Below are 19,114 nucleotides of genomic sequence, written 5' to 3'. Positions count from 1 at the left end.
GCACGGCGGCAATCTAGCGAAACCGCCAGACCGTCGTCTTCTTGACATCGCTGTCTTCCAGCGCCCGCGTCACCGGAATCTCAAAGGTCGCAAGCGGCTCCATGCGGTCGCGCGGGCAATAGGCGCGGCCGGGATCGCCGACGATGACCGCGATGCCGCTTGCCACGAGACGTTCGAACCAGGGTATCAGCCGGTCGGCAAAGGCCTTGTCGTAGAAGACATCGCCGGCAAGGAACACATTGGCGGCGACCGGCTGGCCGATCCGGTCTATGCTCTCGTGGGCGACGACTACATCGTTTAGTTCAGCGTTGAGCGCGATCGCGGCTCCCGTCCACGGATCGGTATCCAATGCGAGGACCGATGCCGCGCCGGCTTTCATGGCCGCGATAGCCACCAGCCCGGAGCCTGAGGCGAAGTCGATGACGCTCTTGCCGGCCACGATGTCGGGGCGATCGAGCACGTAGCGGGCAAGACCCTGTCCGCCGGCCCAGGCAAAGGCCCAGAAGGGCGGCGGCAGGCCGATGGCGTCCAGCTCCTCCTCGGTCTTCAGCCAGAGGTCGTGCGCCTCGCTCGCCAGGAACAGTCGCACCTCGGGAACATGCGGGGGAGCGATGACACTCGTGTTCTCGCGGATGAAGCGTTCGGGATCCGTCTTCACGCCGAGGTCTTCATGCCGGGGGCGATTCCGGTGGAGTGTCGAGGCCTCCCATGCGGCAGACCTCGTGCCATTCGTCTTCCGTCACGGCCTGAACCGAGAGACGCATGGAGGTGACGAGCTGCATGTCCGTCAGCCGCTCGCTCGCCTTCACGTCCTTCAGCGTAACGGGTCTGGGCATGTCGCAGACGGCACGGATATCGACGCAGTCCCAGCGGGCGTCGCCTTCGGCAGTCGAGTCGGGATGCGACAGGGCGCAGACCTCGGCGATGCCGACGATCTCCAGGCCTTCGTTCGAGTGGTAGAAGAACCCCTTGTCGCCGATCTTCATGGCGCGCATGTTGTTGCGGGCGAGGTAGTTGCGCACGCCGGTCCATTCGGTGCCGGCTTCGCCCGCGTCCTTCTGCATGGCCCAGGACCATTTGAACGGTTCGGATTTCCAGAGCCAGTAGGCCATCGCATGTCACTCCGGCTTGTTGAAGACCCAGTTCCAGGCCTTGACCTCGACGGAGGCGAAGAGGCCGGCCTTGGCGTAGGGGTCTTCGGCAAAGATCGCGGCGGCTGCTTCCTTCGTCTCGGCCTCGATGATGACGAGGCTGCCGTTTGGCTTGCCGTCTCCGCCCAGAAACGGGCCGGCGATTTTCAGGATACCGCGGGTATTCAAATCATCGAGATAGGCGACGTGCGTCGGACGGGTGTCGAGGCGGATCTGAAGTGCGCCTTCGTTGTCGGTGCAAAGGGCTGCAAAGAGCATTGTGGTGCCTTTCCGAAGCTATTCTTGAGTGATGGGACGGGACATGAGTTGTTGGAGCGCTGTTTCCACGTCGATGGCGCCGTCGATCATGGCGGCCACTGCGAAGGTCAGCGGCATGTCGAGGCCGAGGCGGCGGGCCTCTGTCGCCGCGACGGAGGCCGCAAGGGCGCCTTCCACGAGGTCGGCGGTCGGCTGGGTGGCGCGGCGCCCGCGGCCGAGCGCGATGCCGTAGCGCAGATTGCGCGACTGGTGGCTGGTGGCGGTGAGGACGAGATCGCCGAGCCCGGACAGGCCGCGAACGGTGTCGCCCCGGCCGCCGCAGGCCGCGACGTAGCGCGAGAGTTCGGCAAGGCCCCGGGCGATCATGGCGGCGCGGGCGGAGTCGCCGAGACCCGCGCCTTCGACGATGCCGCAGGCAATGGCCAATACGTTTTTCAGCGCGCCGCCGAGTTGTACGCCGGTGCGGTCGGCAGAGGGATAAAGCCGGAAGGTGGGGCCGGAAAGGGCGGTGGCGAGCCGGGCGGCACGGTCTGCCGAAGCCGAGGCGATGACCATGGCGGTGGGGAGGCCGGTGGCGATATCGGCGGCAAAGCCGGGACCGGAGAGAACGGAGACCTCGAGGTCGCGCAGTTCCTCGGCCACGACCTCCGTCAGAAGCCGGCCGGTGCCGCGTTCCAGACCCTTGGCGCAGATGACGATGTCGGTGCCCGGCGCAAGGTGCGGCCGGAGCGCTTGCGCCGCCGCGCGCTGCGCCTGCGACGGCATGGCGAAGAGGACGATGCCGGCCGAGGAGACGGAGGCCGGTTCGGCCGTGGCGAAAAGGGTCTCGGGCAGGTCGATGCCGGGCAGTGCCTCTTCGTGCCGGCGCTGCGAGAGGATCGCGTCGGCCACGTCCTTCCGGCGGGCGATGAGCGTGACGTCGCTGCGGCCGGTGCGGGCAATGACGGTGGCGAGCGCGGTTCCGAACGCGCCTGCGCCGACTACGGCCACCTTGTTCGAGGGAGACCGCATTGCCTCGCTCATGCCTTGGCGCCTCGCTTGCCGAAGCCGAGCAGGGTTTCGGCGTTCCCATCGAGTGGCCAGCGTGCGCGGGGGGACACGGAGAGATCGTCCGCGGGCAGGCCGGCCGCCATGCGCTCGGCGCCTGCCCAGGCGATCATCGCGGCGTTGTCGGTGCAGAGGTGGAGCGGCGGGGCGACGAAGGCAAAGCCGTTGCTGTCGCAGAGGCTGTCGAGGGTCGCCCGCAGAGCCTGATTGGCGGCCACGCCGCCGGCAACGACGAGGGAGGGCCGGCCGACATCGGGGTAGGTTTCGCGGAAGCGCTGGAGGCCGCGGCCGATCCGGTCCTTCAGCGTTCGGGAAACGGCATGCTGGAAGGAGGCGCAGATGTCGGCTATATCCTGCTCGCCCACCGGCGCGATCGACTGCGCCGCCTGCCGCACCGCAGTCTTCAGGCCCGAGAAGGAGAAATCCAGCCGGGCTTCGCCGACGAGCGGGCGGGGGAAGGTGAAGCGTTCCGGATTGCCGCTACGGGCGGCGCGCTCGACGGCCGGGCCGCCGGGATAGGGAAGGCCCAGAAGCTTGGCCGTCTTGTCGAAGGCCTCGCCCAGCGCGTCGTCGATGGTCGTGCCCCAGCGCTCGTAGTCGCCGGTGCCGCGCACCAGCACCAGCTGGGTATGGCCGCCAGACACGAGCAGCATCAGATAGGGGAAGGTGAGGCCATGCGTCAGCCGCGCGGTCAGCGCGTGGCCTTCGAGATGGTTGATGGCGTAGAGCGGTTTGTTCGCGGCGCGCGCCAGCGCCTTGCCGGTCATCAGGCCGACGATCAGCCCGCCGATGAGGCCTGGACCGCTGGTGGCGGCAATCGCATCAACGTCGGACAGCGACATTTGCGCGCGGGCCAGCGCTTCGGCAATCAGCGTATCCAGCGCCTCGACATGGGCGCGAGCGGCGATTTCCGGCACCACGCCGCCATAGACACTGTGCTCTTCAAGCTGGCTCAGCACCACGTCGCCAAGGATTTCGCCGCGCCCGTCCGTTCCGCGCAGCACCACGGAAGCGGCGGTTTCGTCGCAGCTCGTCTCGATGCCGAGAATACGCAAGGGCCGGTTCATGGGCGGGTTACTCGAAGATTGCGATCGGGAATAAAGGGGGATACACGGACCTCCGGTAACAACGGATCGTAGCGGATGCAAACGAAACCTTTCCGGATCGGCACGCGCGGCAGCCGGCTGGCGCTGGCGCAGGCCCATGAGACACGCGACCGGCTGATGGCGGCGCATGGCCTGCCGGAGCAAATGTTCGAGATCGTGCCGCTGTCGACGGCGGGCGACCGCATCACCGATCGCGCGCTGTCGGAAATCGGCGGCAAGGGCCTCTTCACGCAAGAGCTGGAAGACCAGCTTCTGGCGGGGACGCTCGATTTCGCGGTGCATTCGGCAAAGGACATGGCGACGCGTCTGCCGGACGGTCTGTTCCTTTCCGCCTTCCTGCCGCGCGAGGACGCCCGCGATGCCTTCATCGGTGGCACGGCGCCGACCCTCCTTGCCCTGCCGGAAGGGGCGACGGTCGGCTCGGCTTCGCTGCGCCGGCAGGCGTTGATCCGCCGGCTGCGGCCCGACATCAACGTCATCGTCTATCGCGGCCTGGTGGAAACCCGGCTGCGCAAGCTGGCCGAGGGTCAGGTGGATGGCACGCTGCTCGCGCTTGCCGGGCTGAAGCGGCTCAATCTGGAAGGCGTCGCGACCGAAATCCTCGATCCCACCTATTTCCCGCCGGCCCCCGCGCAAGGCGCGATCGCTGTCGAAAGCCGGATCGGCGATACGAGGGTCAACGCGCTTCTGTCGGCCATCGACGATCGCAAGACGCACGAGGCCGTGACCTGCGAAAGGGCGTTTCTCGATACGCTGGACGGGTCCTGCCGCACACCCATAGCTGGCTATGCGATTTCCGACGGGGAGCAGATCTCGTTTTCCGGCATGATCCTGACGCCGGACGGGACGCAGCATCACCGCGTCTTTGCCGAAGGGCGGGCGGGCGATGCGGCAAGGATCGGGGCGCGGGCGGGCGAGGACATCCGCGCCGAGGCGGCGCCCGGCTTTTTCTCCAGCTGGGCCTGAGCCGGTGCGCGTCCTCGTCACGCGCCCGGAAACCACGGCGGATACCACGCTCCGGCGGCTGGCGCTCGCCGGCCATGAAACGCTGCTCCTGCCGCTGAGCGAGGCCGAGCATTTGCCGATCCGGGCGACGGCGCTCACGGCGTCAGCGGTGGTCGCAACCAGTGCCGAAGCGTTCCGGGCGCTGCGGCAATCTCCCGATGCACTTCCCTCGCTGACGTCCCTGCCGGTCTATTGCGTCGGTTCCGCGACGGCGGAGGCTGCACTCGATCTGGGGTTTTCGCATGTGCGCGTCGGCCCTGGCGACGCGGCCGGCCTCGCCGAATTGATCCTGCGCGATCGCGGCACGCAGACCGGCCTTCTCCTCTATCTCGCAGGCACGCCGAGGCTGCCGGATTTGGAAACGCGCATGACGGTTGCCGGCGTGCCGATGCAGGTTCGGCTCGTCTATCGCATGCGGCCGGTCGTCCGGCTGCCGGGGGAATTTTCCGCGCGCGTCCAGGCTTTCGGTCCGGAAGCGGTGCTGTTCTATTCGCGGGAAGCTGCCCGACAATTCTTTTCCGAGATTGCCCCGGCCATGCTGGGCGACACGGTGCGGATTCTCTGTCTCGGCCCCCGGATTGCAGACGCCGTACCGCCCGGATGTCGCCATGTCGAGATCGGGCCGCGGCCGGATGAGAATGCTTTGCTCGCTCTCCTCGATGCCTGAATCGCGCAAATCGACCGGCAGGGCCTTTCCCTCGCCGGGGTCGGTGTCTAGGTTTATGCCGTTGACCTCACGCGTAGAGAAGAGAGCATGGATCCGGAGAACCCGCCGCGCCGCACCAAGCCCGATCAGGAGCCGCTGACGATCGACCTGCATGCCACGCCGGAGACGTCGGATGCGGCGCGACCGGAGGAGAGGGGCGTTCGCCCCGATGCAGTGGAGCGAGACATGACGGAGCGAGACCCGATGACGCAGGGCGCGTCCGACGAGACAGTCGTGCCGGACGCGGCGACGGTCGATAGCGAGCGGGATGCTGACGGCGGCACGCCCTCCCACGGACATACGCCGGCCGACACGTTGAGCCAGACGGAGGCCGAGGCCGCAGAGGAGGCACGTGCCGAAGCGGCCGCGGCGGCCTTTGCCGAGGAGCCGGCTTCGTCGACAAGGTCCGAAACGTTTTCTGAGGCTGGCAGTTCATCCAGGCCCAAAAACGCGTCGCGGCCCTCAAGTCCTTCACGCTCGGGTGCGCTGGCGGCCGGCATTCTCGGCGGCCTGATCGCGCTCGCCGGTGCCGGCGTTCTGCAATATGCCGGGGTCGTCCCGTCGATCGGCCCTTCGTCATCCGGCAATGCCGACCCGGGCCGTGATCTGGGCGCCGAAATCGATGCGCTGAAGGCGCAGATTTCGTCTACAGGCGCGTCCGGGGGCGAAGGTGTGGAGCAAAGGCTCTCCGCGCTCGAACAAAGCGTCGGGGCGACCGGTGACGCATCGGGTACGGACAATCTGAAGGCGCAGGTCGAGAGCCTGACGCAAGACCTCGCCACGGTGAAATCCGGCCTCGCCGACCAGAGCCGCGCGGCCGAGACCGCTGCATCGCAGCTTTCGACACGCATCGAGGAAGCGGAAAGGAAGCTGGAGGAGCCGGCAAGCGATGTGCAGCTTGCCCGCGCCATCGCGGTGACGGCGCTGAAGACGTCGATCGACCGTGGCGGGCCGTTTCTAGCCGAACTCGACGCGCTGAAGAGCATTTCGCCGGATGACCCCGCCGTTGCCGGTCTGGCCGGTGTCGCACAGCGCGGCGTCCCGTCGCGCTCCGACCTGACGCGCACTTTCCCCGATACGGCCGACGCCATGCTTTCGGCCATTCGCGGGGCAGATCCGAATCAGGGCATTTTTTCGCGGCTGATCGGCAGCGCCGCCTCGGCCGTGCGCGTCCGCCCCGTCGGCAGCGTCGAGGGTACGGGGCCGGAAGCGGTCGTTGCGCGCATCGAGGACCGGCTGACCAATGGCGACCTGAAGGGCGCCAGCCTCGAATGGGACGGCCTGCCACAGCCTGCCAAGGATGCCGGGGCGGACTTCCGTGCGAAGCTCGATGAACGCATCGAGGTCGAAGGCCTGATCGACGCCGCCGTTGCCGGAGCCGCAACCGGCTCCACACCCGCCAAACAGGGCTGAGGAGAGCCGATTTGATCCGAATTCTCATCTTCGTCCTGATCGTGCTTGCGCTCGGCGCAGGCTTTTCGTGGCTTGCCGACCGGCCGGGTGAACTCTCGCTGATCTGGATGGGGCAGCGCATCGAGACAAGCCTGATGGTCGGCGCGACGCTTCTGGTCACGCTGATCGCGGCCATTCTTCTCGTCGTCTGGCTCGTCCGCGTCATCTGGTTCTCTCCGCATTCGATCGCCCGCTATTTCCGCGTTCGCAAGCGTGACCGTGGCTATCAGGCGCTCTCGACCGGTCTTATTGCCGCCGGTGCCGGAGACGCGGTTCTGGCGCGCAAGATGACGGCGCGCACGCGCGGACTGTTGTCGGCCGATCAGGAGCCGCTGATCCATCTTCTCGAGGCGCAGACGGCGCTGATCGAGGGCAAGCACGACGAGGCCCGGCGCACCTTCGAGCGGATGGCCGAGGACCCGGAAACGCGCGAGCTTGGCCTGCGCGGGCTTTATCTCGAAGCCAGGCGTCTCGGTGCGAATGAAGCGGCCCGCCAATATGCCGAGCGCGCCGCCGACAAGGCGCCGCATCTTGCCTGGGCAACCTTGGCGACGCTCGACGAGCGCAGTCAGGCGGGCCGCTGGGACGAGGCCGTGCATCTGCTCGACCAGAGCCGCACCAGCCATGTCATCGACCGCAAGGAAGCCGATCGTAAGAAGGCCGTTCTTCTGACCGCCCGAGCGCGCGAAAAGCTCGATGCAGACCCGAAGGGCGCGCGCGACGATGCACTGGCCGCGCTCAGGCTCGACGCCACCCTCGTGCCGGCCGGTCTGATCGCAGCCAAGGCGCTGTTCCGTGAAGACAATCTCCGGAAAGCCGCGTCCGTTCTTGAGAAGCTGTGGAAGCAGGCGCCGCATCCCGACGTCGCCAAGGCCTATGTCCGGGCACGGAGCGGCGATTCGGCCGTTGATCGGCTGAAGCGTGCCCGCAAGCTGGAGGCTTGGAAGCCGAACAATGCCATCTCGCTGATGGCGGTTGCGGAAAGCGCGCTGGAAGCCCGCGAACTGACGCTGGCCCGCTCCATGGCGGAAGCGGCCGCCCGTATAGCGCCGACCGAAGGTGTTTTCCTGCTGCTGGCCGATATCGAGGAAGCCGATACCGGCGACGAGGGGCGTATCCGCCACTGGATGAATCAGGCACTGAAGAGCCCGCGTGATGCAGCCTGGATTGCCGACGGCGTCGTGTCGCAGGAGTGGCTGCCCGTTTCGCCCGTCAGCGGACGTCTGGATGCCTTCGAGTGGAGGATGCCGGTCAACACCATCGACGGACCGCTTGAAGACGGTGGCGTCAGCCGCGGCGAAGCGGCCATTCGCAATCTGCCGCCGGTTGCGATACCTGTCGCCGTCCCGGACCGGGTTGAGCCGGAAGCCGTCGTGACGGTACCGGAAGTGCCCGTCGAGACAGCGGAGCGGACAGCGGCGATTGCCGTTCCCGTTCCGACCGAATCGGTCATCGTTCACGAGCCCATCGAACCGGCGCGTTCCGTCGTTGTCACGCAACCTGAAGAGGCGACGCGCAAGGAGCCGGTCAAGAAGGACGAGGGTGCGGTGACAGCCAAGGTTCCGGCTCGGCCGGCGTCTGGTGCCAGCTCTGCAGAGAGACCTGCGGAAGCGCCTGTTGAGCCGTTCTTCGGCCGTCCGCCGGACGATCCCGGCGTGCGCACGGATAGAGTTGCAGAAAAGACGACATTCAAAATTTTCTGACGGTTCAGGGGCCTTGCGAGGCCCCTTTCCACGTTCGCGGCGAGAATAGGGCTGGACCAGGCTTTCAGCCTCGTCTTTTCTGCCGGGTACCAACGCCCCTCTTCCCGTGAGCGCCGCGCCATCCATGTTTGACCGTATCCGTACTTTCATCGACAGTCTCACCGGTGCCGAGCACCCGAACCCGATCAAGGCGGGCGATCCGCGCATCGCGATCGTCGCGCTCTGCATTCAGGTGATGGAGGCCGATGGCCATGCCGACGATATCGAGCGTCGCAAGGTGCGTTCCATGATCAAGGAGCACTATGCGCTCGACGATGCGGCGCTCGATGCGCTGATCGCAGCTGGCGAGGACGCCGAAAGCGAGGCGATCGATTTCTTCCGCTTCACATCGGATATCAAGCGCCACTTCAGCGAGGAGCAGCGGATCGATCTCGTCGGCATGCTGTGGGAGATCGTCTATGTCGATGGCGAGCGCAGCGAGATGGAAGATCACGTGATCTGGCGGATCGCCGACCTGCTCGGCGTTTCCGGCCGCGACCGCATCATGAAGCGGCAGGAAGCCGCAGCGAAATCCGACATCGCGGAGACGGCGGAGCACTGACGGATTCGCCCTCCGTCATCCGCAAAGTGTCTTATCGCTTCGTCTCGGGTGCATCCAGCGTGTCAATCCGGCGGAGCTGCGAGAAGCCGAGCGACCAGAGCACGGCCACCAGCAGCGTGCCGGCGCCGCCGATGACGACGGCCGGGACTGCGCCGAAGGCGGATGCCATCATGCCGGCCCGGAATTCCCCGAGCTCGTTCGACGCGCCGACGAAGACCATGTTGACGGCGTTGACGCGGCCGCGCAGTTCGTCCGGCGTCCACAGCGTGATCAGCGTTTCCCGCACATAGACCGAAATCATGTCGGAGGCGCCCATGATGACGAGCGCCACGATGGAGATCCATGGCGTGGCGGACAGGCCGAAGACGACGGTGGCGAGGCCGAAGAGCGCGACGCCCACGAACATCAGCACGCCGGCGCGATGGCGGATCGGATGGGCGGCCAGCCACATAGCCATGCCCACCGCGCCGACGCCCGGGGCCGCGCGCAGGAGGCCGAGGCCCCAAGGTCCGAGAGCAAGGATATCGCGAGCAAAGACCGGCATGAGTGCGATGGCGCCGCCGAGGAGAACGGCGAAGAGATCGAGCGAAATCGCGCCGAGCACGATTTTTTCCGCCTTGATATAGCGAAAACCGGCGGTGATGGCCTGCCAGCTCTGGGCGGTCTGGCTGCTTTTCTGCGCGGGCTTCGGGATCGCGTAGACCATGACGACGCTGGCGGCGAAGAACAGCACGGCGACGCTGTAGGGAACGGCCGGGCCGAGTGCATAGATGAGGCCGCCGACGACGGGGCCGACGATCATCGCCGTCTGCCAGGAGGTGGAGTTCCAGGCGATCGCGTTGGCCAAATCTCGCTCCGGCACGAGATTGGGTGCGAGCGACTGGGATGCGGGGGCGAGAAAGGCCCGCTCGATCCCGAAGACGACGAGGATCGTATAGACGGGCCACAGGGTGAAGGTGCCGGTGAGGGTGAGGGCGAGGAGGGCGGCGGCGCAGAGCGTGCTCACGCCCATGCAGACGCCCATGATCATGCGCCTGTTATAGCGGTCGGCGACCGAGCCCGTGACGAGGATCAGCACCAGCGACGGCAGGAACTGGAAGAGGCCGATCAGGCCGAGGTCGAACGGATCGCGCGTCAGGTCGTAGATCTGCCAGCCGACGGAGACGCTGACGATCTGGATGGCGAAATAGGCGAGGAACCGGGCGAAGAAGTAGCGGCGATACCCGACATGCCGGAATGCGGCGTAGCGGTCTCCGGTTTCGACGATGGACATGAACTGGTCTTTCCCGGCCTCTTGTGCATCGGCCCGTTCGCAGGGGCGCCGGATTGCGGCCGCGCGCCGTCTTAAACATGTTGCAAAACCGCGTCCGACGCAGGGTTGCCGCCTTCGCCGCCAGTGTCTACATGTCAGTCAACACCTGCACAATGCCGCGTGCCCGGAAACGGGTGGAGGCGGAAATATTGTGCAGCCATAAATGTTGGAACGACGGTTGCCCATCGCCGATGGCGCACGGCGGTCCAGGAACCGGAGGCCCGGCATGCTCGCCGTCATCGCAACACTGAACTTCATCATCAATATCGCCTGGTTTCTCATCATCGCCTCGGCGATCTTTTCCTGGCTCTACGCTTTCAACATCATCAATACGAACAATCAGGCGATCAGCATGATCGGCCGCTCGCTCTACCAGCTGACGGAGCCGCTCTACCGCCCGATCCGCCGGATCCTGCCGAACATGGGCGGTGTCGATCTGTCGCCGCTGGTGGTGCTGGTCATCCTGTTCTTCCTTCAGCAACTCCTGAACACCACGATCGCTCCGGCCCTGCTCGCGCCGAGCTACTGATTGACGTCTCGTCATATCCATAGTGAAAGCCCTTCGCGCGTCCTGCGCGAAGGGCTTTTCGCGTTCAGCGGAAGAGCGCGAGGCTCGCCTTTACCGTGACCCAGACGCCCCAGGCGAGGGGCAGGCCGACGCAGGCCCAGGCGAGGAGCGCCTTTGCATCCAGCCCGCCCCGGCCGATGCCGAAGGAGCCGGACGGGCCGGCGTTCACGGCGGCAGTCTTTGCCTGAAGCGCTGCCACCTCCGCATCCTTCATGAACCACTTGTCGGCCAGCGGCCGCACGAAGGCGTTGGCGACGAGCCCGAGCGCCAGCATGCCGGCGAGAATGTACATGGTGGTGTTGTAGACCTGATCGCGCGGAAGGCCGGCGGCGATCTGCGCCTCGCGGATATAGTTGACCACGACAGGACCGATGATGCCTGCCGTTGCCCAGGCCGTCAGCAGCCGCCCGTGGATGGCGCCGACGAACTGCGTGCCGAAGATATCGGCAAGGTAAGCGGGAATGGTGGCGAAGCCGCCCCCATACATCGACAGGATGATGCAGAGCATGCCGACGAAGAATAGCTTGCTCTGGATACCGGCGGCCCAGGGAGCAAGCGCATAGAGCACGATGCCGATGACGAAGAAGCAGAAGTAGGTGTTCTTGCGCCCGATTCTGTCGGAGAGGGAGGCCCAGAAGAACCGCCCGCCGATGTTGAACAGCGAGAGAAGCCCTGTGAAGCCGGCGGCGATCGCCGCAACGCCCGCCAGTTGCTCTTTCGACATCTCGGTGAAGGCGACACCCGGTGCGCCGATCAGCGAGCCCGCGAAAATCTCCTGCAGCATGGGCGATGCCATGCCGATGACGCCGATGCCGGCGGAGACGTTGAGGCAGAGGACGGCCCAGATCAGCCAGAACTGTTTCGTCTTGTGGGCATCGCGCAGATGCACGTGCCGTGTCGTGATCATGCTGCTCTTGGCGGCGGGCGGGCTCCAGCCCTCCGGACGCCAGCCGGCGGGCGGAATACGGTAGCCGAAGGCGCCGGCCAGCATGAAGACGAGATAGCCGAGCGCCATGACGACGAAGGTCTGCCAGACCCCGACCGAGGTGTCCGAGCGGAAATGCGTCATGAGGATATTGGCGAGCGGTGCGCCGATCATCGCGCCGCCGCCAAACCCCATGATCGCCATGCCCGTCGCCATGCCGCGCCGGTCGGGAAACCATTTGATGAGCGTGGAAACCGGCGAGATATAGCCAAGGCCGAGCCCGATGCCGCCGATGACGCCGGCGCCGAGCCACATCAGCCAGAGCTGGTGCGTCGCAACGCCGAGGGCCGCGATCAGAATGCCGCCGGACCAGCAGAAGGCCGACACGGTCGCGGCCTTGCGTGGACCGACTTTCTCCAGCCAGCCGCCCCAGATCGCGGCGGATGAGCCGAGAAGCACGAAGAACAGCGTGTAGATCCAGCCGAGATCGCTGACCCGCCAGTCGCAGGTGGTGGTGAAGAGGGCGGAGCCGAGCGTGAGATCGGCGCAGGCGGCAGGCGCAGAAATGCCGATCGCCTTCGACAAAGGCAGCCAGAACACGCTGAAGCCATAGGCCATGCCGATGCAGAGATGAATGGCAAGGGCTGCCGGCGGCACGAGCCAGCGGTTGAAGCCGGGCCTGGCGATGATGCGCTCCCGGTCGAGCAGCCCCGCCGACGCGGGCATACCCAGTGTTTCCGTCGTTGCCGACATGGTCGTCCTCCTCCTCTGCGCCCCTCCTCGGGCGGTTGGTCTGCGTTCCACCGGCGCGCCGAAAGACGTGCAGCCTCCACACTGCAAGGTCCCGAAGCGCGGGCGGTCTATGTCGTCTCGGGCATATTCGGCTCTGGCATATTCGGTTCGGACAGCGATTCGCCGGCCGCCGTGCCTTTGCCGCCGGGGGCGCCCCGCGCGGCATCCGCTCCGGTGCCGATGGCGTCCTCTTTGGAATGCGGGCGCTTGATCAGCGGGGCAGCGGCCAGCACCAGCGGATCGAAGCCCGCATCTCCGTCTTCGACCAGTGCGAAGAACGCGCTCCGCATGCGCGGCTCCCAGAACTTGTTGATATGGATGGCGATACCGGCTGGTCCGTCCTCGCGCGGTTGCGAGCGGAAGAAGGTGGCGATCTGGTTGGCCATGCGTACGAGCTTCGCGTCCGTGCCGTGCGGCGGGCCGTCTTCGCCGGGATGAACGTCTTTTGCGGCGTCAGGCGACATGGTTTGTTCTCTCCTGCGGATGCGCGGCTTCGGGCGTGATCCGGTCGGCATGCGTGAACACCTCGAACTCCTCGCCGCGCACCAGTGCGACAAGCGTCATGCCCGCCTTCTCGGCGGTGCGGATGGCGAGCGCCGTCGGGGCCGATATGGCGATGATGAAGGGGCTGCCGAGAATCGCCGTCTTCTGGACCATCTCGACTGAAACCCGGCTTGTCACCACCACGGCGCCGTCCGCGCCCTTGTACCCTTGCCGGGCGGCGGCACCGGCCAGCTTGTCGAGCGCATTGTGCCGGCCGACATCCTCGCGCACGGCGACCAGTCCTTCGCCGGGCGTGTAGAAGCCTGCACCGTGGACGGCGCGGGTCTCGGCATGCAGCGGCTGGCGGGTGTTCAGCAGCGCAATGGCCTGCGCGATCTCGCTCGGCGTCAGGCCGAGGCTGGAGGCGGCGACCGACGGTGTCTCGCGAACGGCCTGCTCCAGCGATTCGATGCCGCAAAGGCCGCAGCCGACAGGCCCGGCCATGTGCCGACGCCGGGTGACGAGGGCCTCATGGGGCTCGTCACGCAATGTGATCTGCAGGTCGAAGCCTGCCAGTGTCTCCACAGCCTCGATGCCTTCGATATCGGCGGGATCTGAAACGATTCCTTCCGTCAGGCTGAAGCCGGTGGCGAAATCCTCGAAATCGGCAGGCGTCGCCATCATCACCGCATGCGTAGAGCCGCCGTAGCTGAAGGCGACGGGCGTTTCCTCGGGAACGATGCGGGTGGCCGGGCGGATGCGACCGTCGCGGCGGGACAGCTGCGGTACGGTGCGGGCGAGGGGAGGCGCGGTGGATTGGGTCATGAGCATCATTTAAGCGCGATCCCCGCGGTGTCCACGACTTTGGCCACCGCCCTGCCGTTCGTCGCGGGTCTCATTCAGCAGCCTCCAGCTTGGCGGCGATGCGGCGCGACTGGCGGGCCTGTTCCTCATATTCGGTCTGCCATTCCGACGGGCCGTTCGAGGGCGAGATCTGCACCGCCGTGACCTTGTATTCCGGGCAGTTGGTCGCCCAGTCGGAAAAGTCGGTGGTGATGACGTTTGCCTGCGTCGTCGGATGGTGGAAGGTGGTGTAGACGACGCCGGTCGCGACGCGGTCGGTGATCAGCGCGCGCAGAGTCGTCTCGCCCGAGCGGCTGGCGAGCCGCACCCAGTCGCCATCGCGGATGCCGCGCAGCTCGGCATCGTGCGGGTGGATCTCCAGCCGGTCCTCCTCGTGCCAGACGACGTTTTCGGTGCGCCGCGTCTGCGCGCCGACATTGTACTGGCTGAGAATGCGGCCGGTGGTCAAAAGCAGCGGGAAGCGCGGGCCGGTCTTCTCGTCGGTCGCCACATATTCCGTGCGGATGAATTTGCCCTTGCCGCGCACGAAGCCATCGACATGCATGATCGGCGAGCCCTCGGGGGCGGCCTCGTTGCAAGGCCACTGCACGGAGCCCTTCTCCTCCAGATAGGCATAGGAAACCTTGGCGAAGCTCGGTGTCGTCGCGGCGATCTCGTCCATGACCTGCGAGGGGTGCGTGTAATTCCACGCCAAGCCCATGGCGCGTGCGAGGTTCTGCGTCACCTGCCAGTCGGCATAGCCGTTGCGCGGGGTCATCACCTTGCGGACGCGGTTGATGCGCCGCTCCGCATTGGTGAAGGTGCCGTCCTTCTCGAGGAAGGTGGAGCCCGGCAGGAAGACGTGGGCGTAGTTTGCGGTCTCGTTCAGGAACAGGTCCTGGACGACGACGCATTCCATGGCCGCAAGGCCGGCCGCGACGTGCTTGGTATCGGGATCGGACTGGAGAATATCCTCGCCCTGGATGTAGAGCCCCTTGAAGGAGCCATCGACGGCGGCATCCAGCATGTTGGGAATGCGCAGGCCCGGTTCGTCGGAGATCTTCACGCCCCAGAGCTTTTCGAAGATATCGCGGGTCGCATCGTCCGACACGTGGCGATAGCCGGGAAGCTCGTGCGGGAAGGAGCCCATGTCGCAGGAGCCCTGCACATTGTTCTGTCCGCGCAAAGGGTTCACGCCGACGCCGGGGCGGCCGATATTGCCGGTGGCCATGGCCAGATTGGCGATCGCCATGACGGTGGTGGAGCCCTGGCTGTGCTCGGTGACCCCGAGGCCATAATAGATCGAGCCGTTGCCGCCGGTGGCAAACAGGCGGGCAGCGCCCCGCAACAACTCGGCCGGGACGCCGGTCAGCGCTTCGGTCGCTTCGGGGCTGTGGCGCTCTTCTGAAACGAACCCGGCCCAGTCCTCGAACTCCGACCAGTCGCAGCGGGTGCGGATAAATGTTTCATCGAAAAGGCCTTCGGTGACGATGACATGGGCCAGCGCCGTGACCACGGCGACATTGGTGCCGGGACGCAGCGGCAGGTGATACGCCGCCTCCACATGGGGCGAGCGGACGAGATCGATGCGGCGGGGATCGATGACGATCAGCTTTGCGCCCTGCCGCAGCCGCTTCTTCAGACGCGAGCCGAAGACGGGGTGGCCGTCGGTCGGGTTCGCGCCGATGACGATGACGACGTCGGTCTTTTCGACAGAATCGAAATTCTGCGTGCCTGCCGATGTGCCGAAGGCCTGCCCGAGGCCGTAGCCTGTCGGCGAATGGCAGACGCGGGCGCAGGTGTCGACATTGTTGTTACCGAAGCCGGCGCGGATCAGCTTCTGGACGAGGTAGGTTTCCTCGTTGGTGCAGCGCGAGGACGTGATGCCGCCGATCGATTCGCGGCCGTACTGATACTGGATGCGGCGAAACTCGGCGGCCGTATGGGCGAGCGCCTCGTCCCAGCTGACCTCCCGCCAGGGGTCAGTGACCTTCTCGCGGATCATCGGGTTGAGGATGCGCTCCTTATGCGTGGAGTAGCCATAGGCAAAGCGCCCCTTGACGCAGGAGTGGCCGCGATTGGCCTGCCCGTCCTTCCAGGGCACCATGCGCACCAGTTCCTCGCCGCGCATCTCTGCCTTGAACGAGCAGCCGACGCCGCAATAGGCGCAGGTGGTTACGACGGAATGCTCCGGCTGGCCAATTGATATGACCGACTTTTCGGTGAGCGTCGCGGTGGGACACGCCTGCACGCAGGCGCCGCAGGAAACGCATTCCGAGGAGAGGAAGGCTTCGTGCTGGCCGGGCGAGACCCGGCTGTCGAAGCCACGGCCCTCGATGGTCAGCGCGAACGTGCCCTGCACCTCCTCGCAGGCCCGCACGCAGCGCGAGCAGACGATGCATTTGGAAGGGTCGTAGGTAAAATAGGGGTTGCTCTCGTCCTTCGGCATCCATCGGGCGTTTGTGCCTTCGCTATCTCGGGCCTTTACATGGTTGTCACCCTCATAGCCGTAGCGCACGTCGCGCAGGCCGACCGCACCGGCCATATCCTGTAGTTCGCAATCGCCATTCGCCGCACAGGTCAGGCAGTCGAGCGGGTGGTCGGAGATATAGAGCTCCATCACGCCCTTGCGGATGTCCTTCAGCCGCGCCGTCTGGGTGTGGACGACGATGCCCGGAGCGACGGGTGTGGTGCAGGAGGCCGGCGTGCCGTTGCGCCCGTCGATCTCGATCAGACAGAGCCGGCAGGAGCCGAAGGCATCGACCATATCGGTGGCGCAGAGCTTTGGCACCTGAATGCCGGCCTCCATGGAGGCCCGCATGATGGAGGTTCCCTCGGGTACGGTGATCTTGCGGCCGTCGATGGTGAGCGTGACCAGCTTTTCCGCGTGAGAGGCGGGGGTGCCGAAATCGGTTTCAGGAACGAGAAGCATGGGGGTCTCCTGAACGATGAGGGTGTGATGTGGTGTTGCCGGTGAGGTGCCCCTCATCCGGCTGCCGCCACCTTCTCCCCGTTTCGACGGGGAGAAGGGACCTGGAGCGAGGTGCTGCCGTGTTCAAAAACGGTAAGCAGGCCACGTCCCCTCTCCCCGCATGCGGGGAGAGGGCTAGGGTGAGGGGCAGCCGCGATACCGCAACCTTGATGCCGACCGCGCCCGTCATTCCGCAGCCTCCACGACCGGTGCCGCGACGAAATCGTTCGGGAAATGCGTGACCGCGCTCATGACCGGATAGGGCGTGAAACCGCCGAGCGCGCAGAGAGAGCCGAACTTCATGGTGTTGCAGAGGTCCGTCAGCAGCACGAGGTTCTTTTCCGGCTCGATGCCGCGGCCGATGCGATCGACGACCTCGACGCCGCGGGTCGAGCCGATGCGGCAGGGGGTGCACTTGCCGCAGCTTTCCACGGCGCAGAACTCCATGGCAAAGCGCGCCTGCTTCAGCATGTCGGCGGTGTCGTCGAAGATGGTGATGCCGGCATGGCCGATAAGTCCGCCGGCCGCAGCGAAGGCTTCATAATCGAATGGCGTATCGAACAGCGCGCGCGGGAAATAGGCGCCGAGCGGACCGCCCACCTGCACCGCTTTGACCGGGCGTCCGGTTGCGGTGCCTCCAGCCACGGTATCGACGATCTCGCCGAGCGTGAGGCCGAAGGCGACTTCGTAGAGGCCGGTGTGCCGGGCGTTGCCGGCGATCTGGATGGGGATCGTGCCGCGCGAACGGCCCATGCCGAAGTCGCGGTAATGTTCGGGGCCTTTTTCGAGGATGACGGGGACCGAGGCGAGCGAGATGACGTTGTTGATGACGGTCGGATGGCCGAACAGGCCTTTATGCGCCGGAAGGGGCGGCTTGGCGCGCACCACGCCGCGCTTGCCTTCCAGTGAATTCAGAAGCGCGGTTTCCTCGCCGCAGACATAAGCGCCGGCGCCGGTGCGGATCTCGATGTCGAAGCTGCCGCCCTGCCCGAGTACCGAGGCGCCGAGCATCCCGGCGCGCCGGGCGATGCCGACGGCCTTCGTCATCGTGTCGATGGCATGCGGATATTCCGAGCGGATATAGACGAAGCCCTTGGTGGCTCCGGTTGCAAGACCCGCGATCGTCATGCCTTCGATGACGACGAAGGGGTCGCCTTCCATGATCATCCGGTCGGCAAAGGTGCCGCTGTCGCCTTCGTCGGCGTTGCAGACGATATATTTGCGATCATCCGGACAGTCGAGAACGGTCTTCCACTTGATGCCGGTCGGAAAGCCCGCGCCGCCGCGACCGCGCAGGCCGGAGAGCGTGACAGCCTCCACAATCGCGCCGGAGGTCATCCCGACCGCCTTGGCAAGGCCGGCAAGGCCGCCATGGGCGCGGTAGTCCTCGAGCGACAAGGGATCGATGACGCCGCAGCGGGCGAAGGTGAGGCGGGTCTGTTGCTTGAGGAACGGGATCTCTTCGGTCGGTCCGAGGAAAAGCGGATGATGGACGGCTTCGGATGTCGCGTCGAGCAAGCCGGCGTCGAGCAGGGCCGTGATGTCAGCCGGTCTCACGGGGCCATAGGCTACGCGGCCCGTTGCCGTTTCCACCTCCACCAGCGGCTCCAGCCAGTGGAGCCCGCGCGATCCGGTGCGGACGATGGTGATGTCGAGCCCTCGGGAGGCCGTTTCCTGCGCAAGGCGGGCCGCCACACGATCGGCACCGACGGCAAGGGCTGCGGCGTCCCGGGGGATGAAGATGCGGGTCATGCGCCCACCTCCGCCAAAAGCGTATCGAGCCCTTGTGCATCCAGCCGCCCGTGCACCGCGCCGTCCAGCATGGCGGCGGGTGCGGTGGAACAGAGCCCGAGACAGAAGACCGGCTCCAGCGTGATCGCCCCGTCCGTCGTCGTCTGGTGGAAATCGATGCCAAGGCGGCTTTTCGCCCGATCGCCCAGTTGGTCACCGCCCATGGCCTGGCACGCTTCGGCGCGACAGAGTTTCAGCACATGCCGGCCGGCAGGATGGCTGCGGTAGTCGTGATAGAAGGTAACGACGCCGTGAACTTCGGCGCGCGACAGGTTGAGCCCCAAGGCGATCATCGGAACGGCTTCGTTGGGGATATGCCCGAACGTGTCCTGAACGGCATGCAGGATCGGCAATAGCGGGCCTTCCAGATGCTTCATATCGGAAACGATCTCGGCGACGC

At 66.1% G+C, this 19,114-nt stretch carries 18 protein-coding genes; 6 read left to right on the top strand and 12 right to left on the bottom strand.

Annotated features, from left to right (window positions below):
- Positions 1–13: 13 nt before the first annotated feature.
- Genes GA0004734_RS01945 through tsaD form a run of 5 tightly spaced genes read right to left on the bottom strand, consistent with a single transcriptional unit; the run spans position 14 to position 3,523 of the window.
- The gene (locus GA0004734_RS01945) at positions 14–658 is read right to left on the bottom strand and encodes a class I SAM-dependent methyltransferase (RefSeq protein WP_092930727.1); all 645 of its coding nucleotides are present in this window, start codon (positions 656–658) and stop codon (positions 14–16) included.
- Between the two features lie 10 nt (positions 659–668).
- Positions 669–1,112 carry an EVE domain-containing protein gene (locus tag GA0004734_RS01940; RefSeq protein ID WP_092930725.1) on the bottom strand — a complete coding sequence of 148 codons (444 nt, stop codon included), beginning with the start codon at positions 1,110–1,112 and terminating at the stop codon, positions 669–671.
- Positions 1,113–1,118: 6 nt separating this feature from the next.
- Positions 1,119–1,409 (bottom strand): YciI-like protein, encoded by a 291-nt coding sequence (locus tag GA0004734_RS01935; protein WP_092930723.1) that lies wholly within the window; start codon positions 1,407–1,409, stop codon positions 1,119–1,121.
- 18 nt (positions 1,410–1,427) lie between these two features.
- Positions 1,428–2,432 (bottom strand): NAD(P)H-dependent glycerol-3-phosphate dehydrogenase, encoded by a 1,005-nt coding sequence (locus GA0004734_RS01930; RefSeq protein ID WP_092930721.1) that lies wholly within the window; start codon positions 2,430–2,432, stop codon positions 1,428–1,430.
- Positions 2,429–3,523: a tRNA (adenosine(37)-N6)-threonylcarbamoyltransferase complex transferase subunit TsaD gene (gene tsaD / locus GA0004734_RS01925; RefSeq protein ID WP_092930719.1), complete on the bottom strand. Its 1,095-nt coding sequence runs from the start codon at positions 3,521–3,523 to the stop codon at positions 2,429–2,431. Before tsaD ends, GA0004734_RS01930 begins: the two co-directional genes overlap by 4 nt.
- 75 nt (positions 3,524–3,598) lie before the next feature.
- On the opposite strand from tsaD, the gene hemC reads away from it, so the two are divergent.
- The 5 genes from hemC to GA0004734_RS01900 all read left to right on the top strand — a co-directional run bounded on the left by hemC (position 3,599) and on the right by GA0004734_RS01900 (position 9,029).
- Entirely contained in the window at positions 3,599–4,528 is a 930-nt protein-coding gene (gene hemC, locus GA0004734_RS01920) for a hydroxymethylbilane synthase (RefSeq protein ID WP_092930717.1), read from the top strand.
- 4 nt (positions 4,529–4,532) lie between these two features.
- Positions 4,533–5,234: a uroporphyrinogen-III synthase gene (locus tag GA0004734_RS01915; protein ID WP_175386188.1), complete on the top strand. Its 702-nt coding sequence runs from the start codon at positions 4,533–4,535 to the stop codon at positions 5,232–5,234.
- 87 nt (positions 5,235–5,321) lie between these two features.
- Entirely contained in the window at positions 5,322–6,686 is a 1,365-nt protein-coding gene (locus GA0004734_RS01910; protein ID WP_092930713.1) for a COG4223 family protein, read from the top strand.
- A gap of 11 nt (positions 6,687–6,697) precedes the next feature.
- Complete coding sequence (locus tag GA0004734_RS01905) at positions 6,698–8,428, top strand: heme biosynthesis protein HemY (protein WP_092930711.1); 1,731 nt, start codon at positions 6,698–6,700, stop codon at positions 8,426–8,428.
- Between the two features lie 124 nt (positions 8,429–8,552).
- Positions 8,553–9,029, top strand: coding sequence for a tellurite resistance TerB family protein (locus tag GA0004734_RS01900; protein ID WP_092930709.1), 477 nt, complete (start codon positions 8,553–8,555; stop codon positions 9,027–9,029).
- A 31-nt stretch (positions 9,030–9,060) separates the two neighbouring features.
- Here the strand turns inward: GA0004734_RS01900 and GA0004734_RS01895 are convergent, their stop codons facing one another.
- Positions 9,061–10,302, bottom strand: coding sequence for an MFS transporter (locus GA0004734_RS01895; protein WP_092930707.1), 1,242 nt, complete (start codon positions 10,300–10,302; stop codon positions 9,061–9,063).
- 265 nt (positions 10,303–10,567) lie between these two features.
- On the opposite strand from GA0004734_RS01895, the gene GA0004734_RS01890 reads away from it, so the two are divergent.
- Positions 10,568–10,870: a YggT family protein gene (locus GA0004734_RS01890; RefSeq protein ID WP_092930705.1), complete on the top strand. Its 303-nt coding sequence runs from the start codon at positions 10,568–10,570 to the stop codon at positions 10,868–10,870.
- 64 nt (positions 10,871–10,934) lie between these two features.
- Here the strand turns inward: GA0004734_RS01890 and GA0004734_RS01885 are convergent, their stop codons facing one another.
- The 6 genes from GA0004734_RS01885 to GA0004734_RS01860 form a co-directional block, all read right to left on the bottom strand.
- Positions 10,935–12,587 carry an OFA family MFS transporter gene (locus GA0004734_RS01885; RefSeq protein ID WP_092930703.1) on the bottom strand — a complete coding sequence of 551 codons (1,653 nt, stop codon included), beginning with the start codon at positions 12,585–12,587 and terminating at the stop codon, positions 10,935–10,937.
- Positions 12,588–12,694: 107 nt separating this feature from the next.
- Positions 12,695–13,090, bottom strand: a complete 396-nt coding sequence (locus tag GA0004734_RS01880) for a formate dehydrogenase subunit delta (RefSeq protein ID WP_092930701.1) — start codon at positions 13,088–13,090, stop codon at positions 12,695–12,697.
- Positions 13,080–13,943 (bottom strand): formate dehydrogenase accessory sulfurtransferase FdhD, encoded by an 864-nt coding sequence (fdhD, locus tag GA0004734_RS01875; RefSeq protein ID WP_092930699.1) that lies wholly within the window; start codon positions 13,941–13,943, stop codon positions 13,080–13,082. Before fdhD ends, GA0004734_RS01880 begins: the two co-directional genes overlap by 11 nt.
- Before the next feature lie 61 nt (positions 13,944–14,004).
- Entirely contained in the window at positions 14,005–16,884 is a 2,880-nt protein-coding gene (gene fdhF, locus GA0004734_RS01870; RefSeq protein WP_092930697.1) for a formate dehydrogenase subunit alpha, read from the bottom strand.
- Between the two features lie 225 nt (positions 16,885–17,109).
- Positions 17,110–18,675, bottom strand: coding sequence for a formate dehydrogenase beta subunit (locus GA0004734_RS01865; RefSeq protein ID WP_092930695.1), 1,566 nt, complete (start codon positions 18,673–18,675; stop codon positions 17,110–17,112).
- On the bottom strand, positions 18,672–19,091 hold the full coding sequence (locus GA0004734_RS01860) for a formate dehydrogenase subunit gamma (protein ID WP_245292463.1): 420 nt from the start codon (positions 19,089–19,091) through the stop codon (positions 18,672–18,674). Before GA0004734_RS01860 ends, GA0004734_RS01865 begins: the two co-directional genes overlap by 4 nt.
- Between the last annotated feature and the right edge of the window lie 23 nt (positions 19,092–19,114).

Source organism: Rhizobium sp. 9140, assembly GCF_900067135.1.
Taxonomy (GTDB): Bacteria; Pseudomonadota; Alphaproteobacteria; order Rhizobiales; family Rhizobiaceae; genus Ferranicluibacter.
The sequence above is the reverse complement of the archived record's forward strand: the minus strand, read 5'-3'. Positions and strand labels throughout refer to the sequence as shown.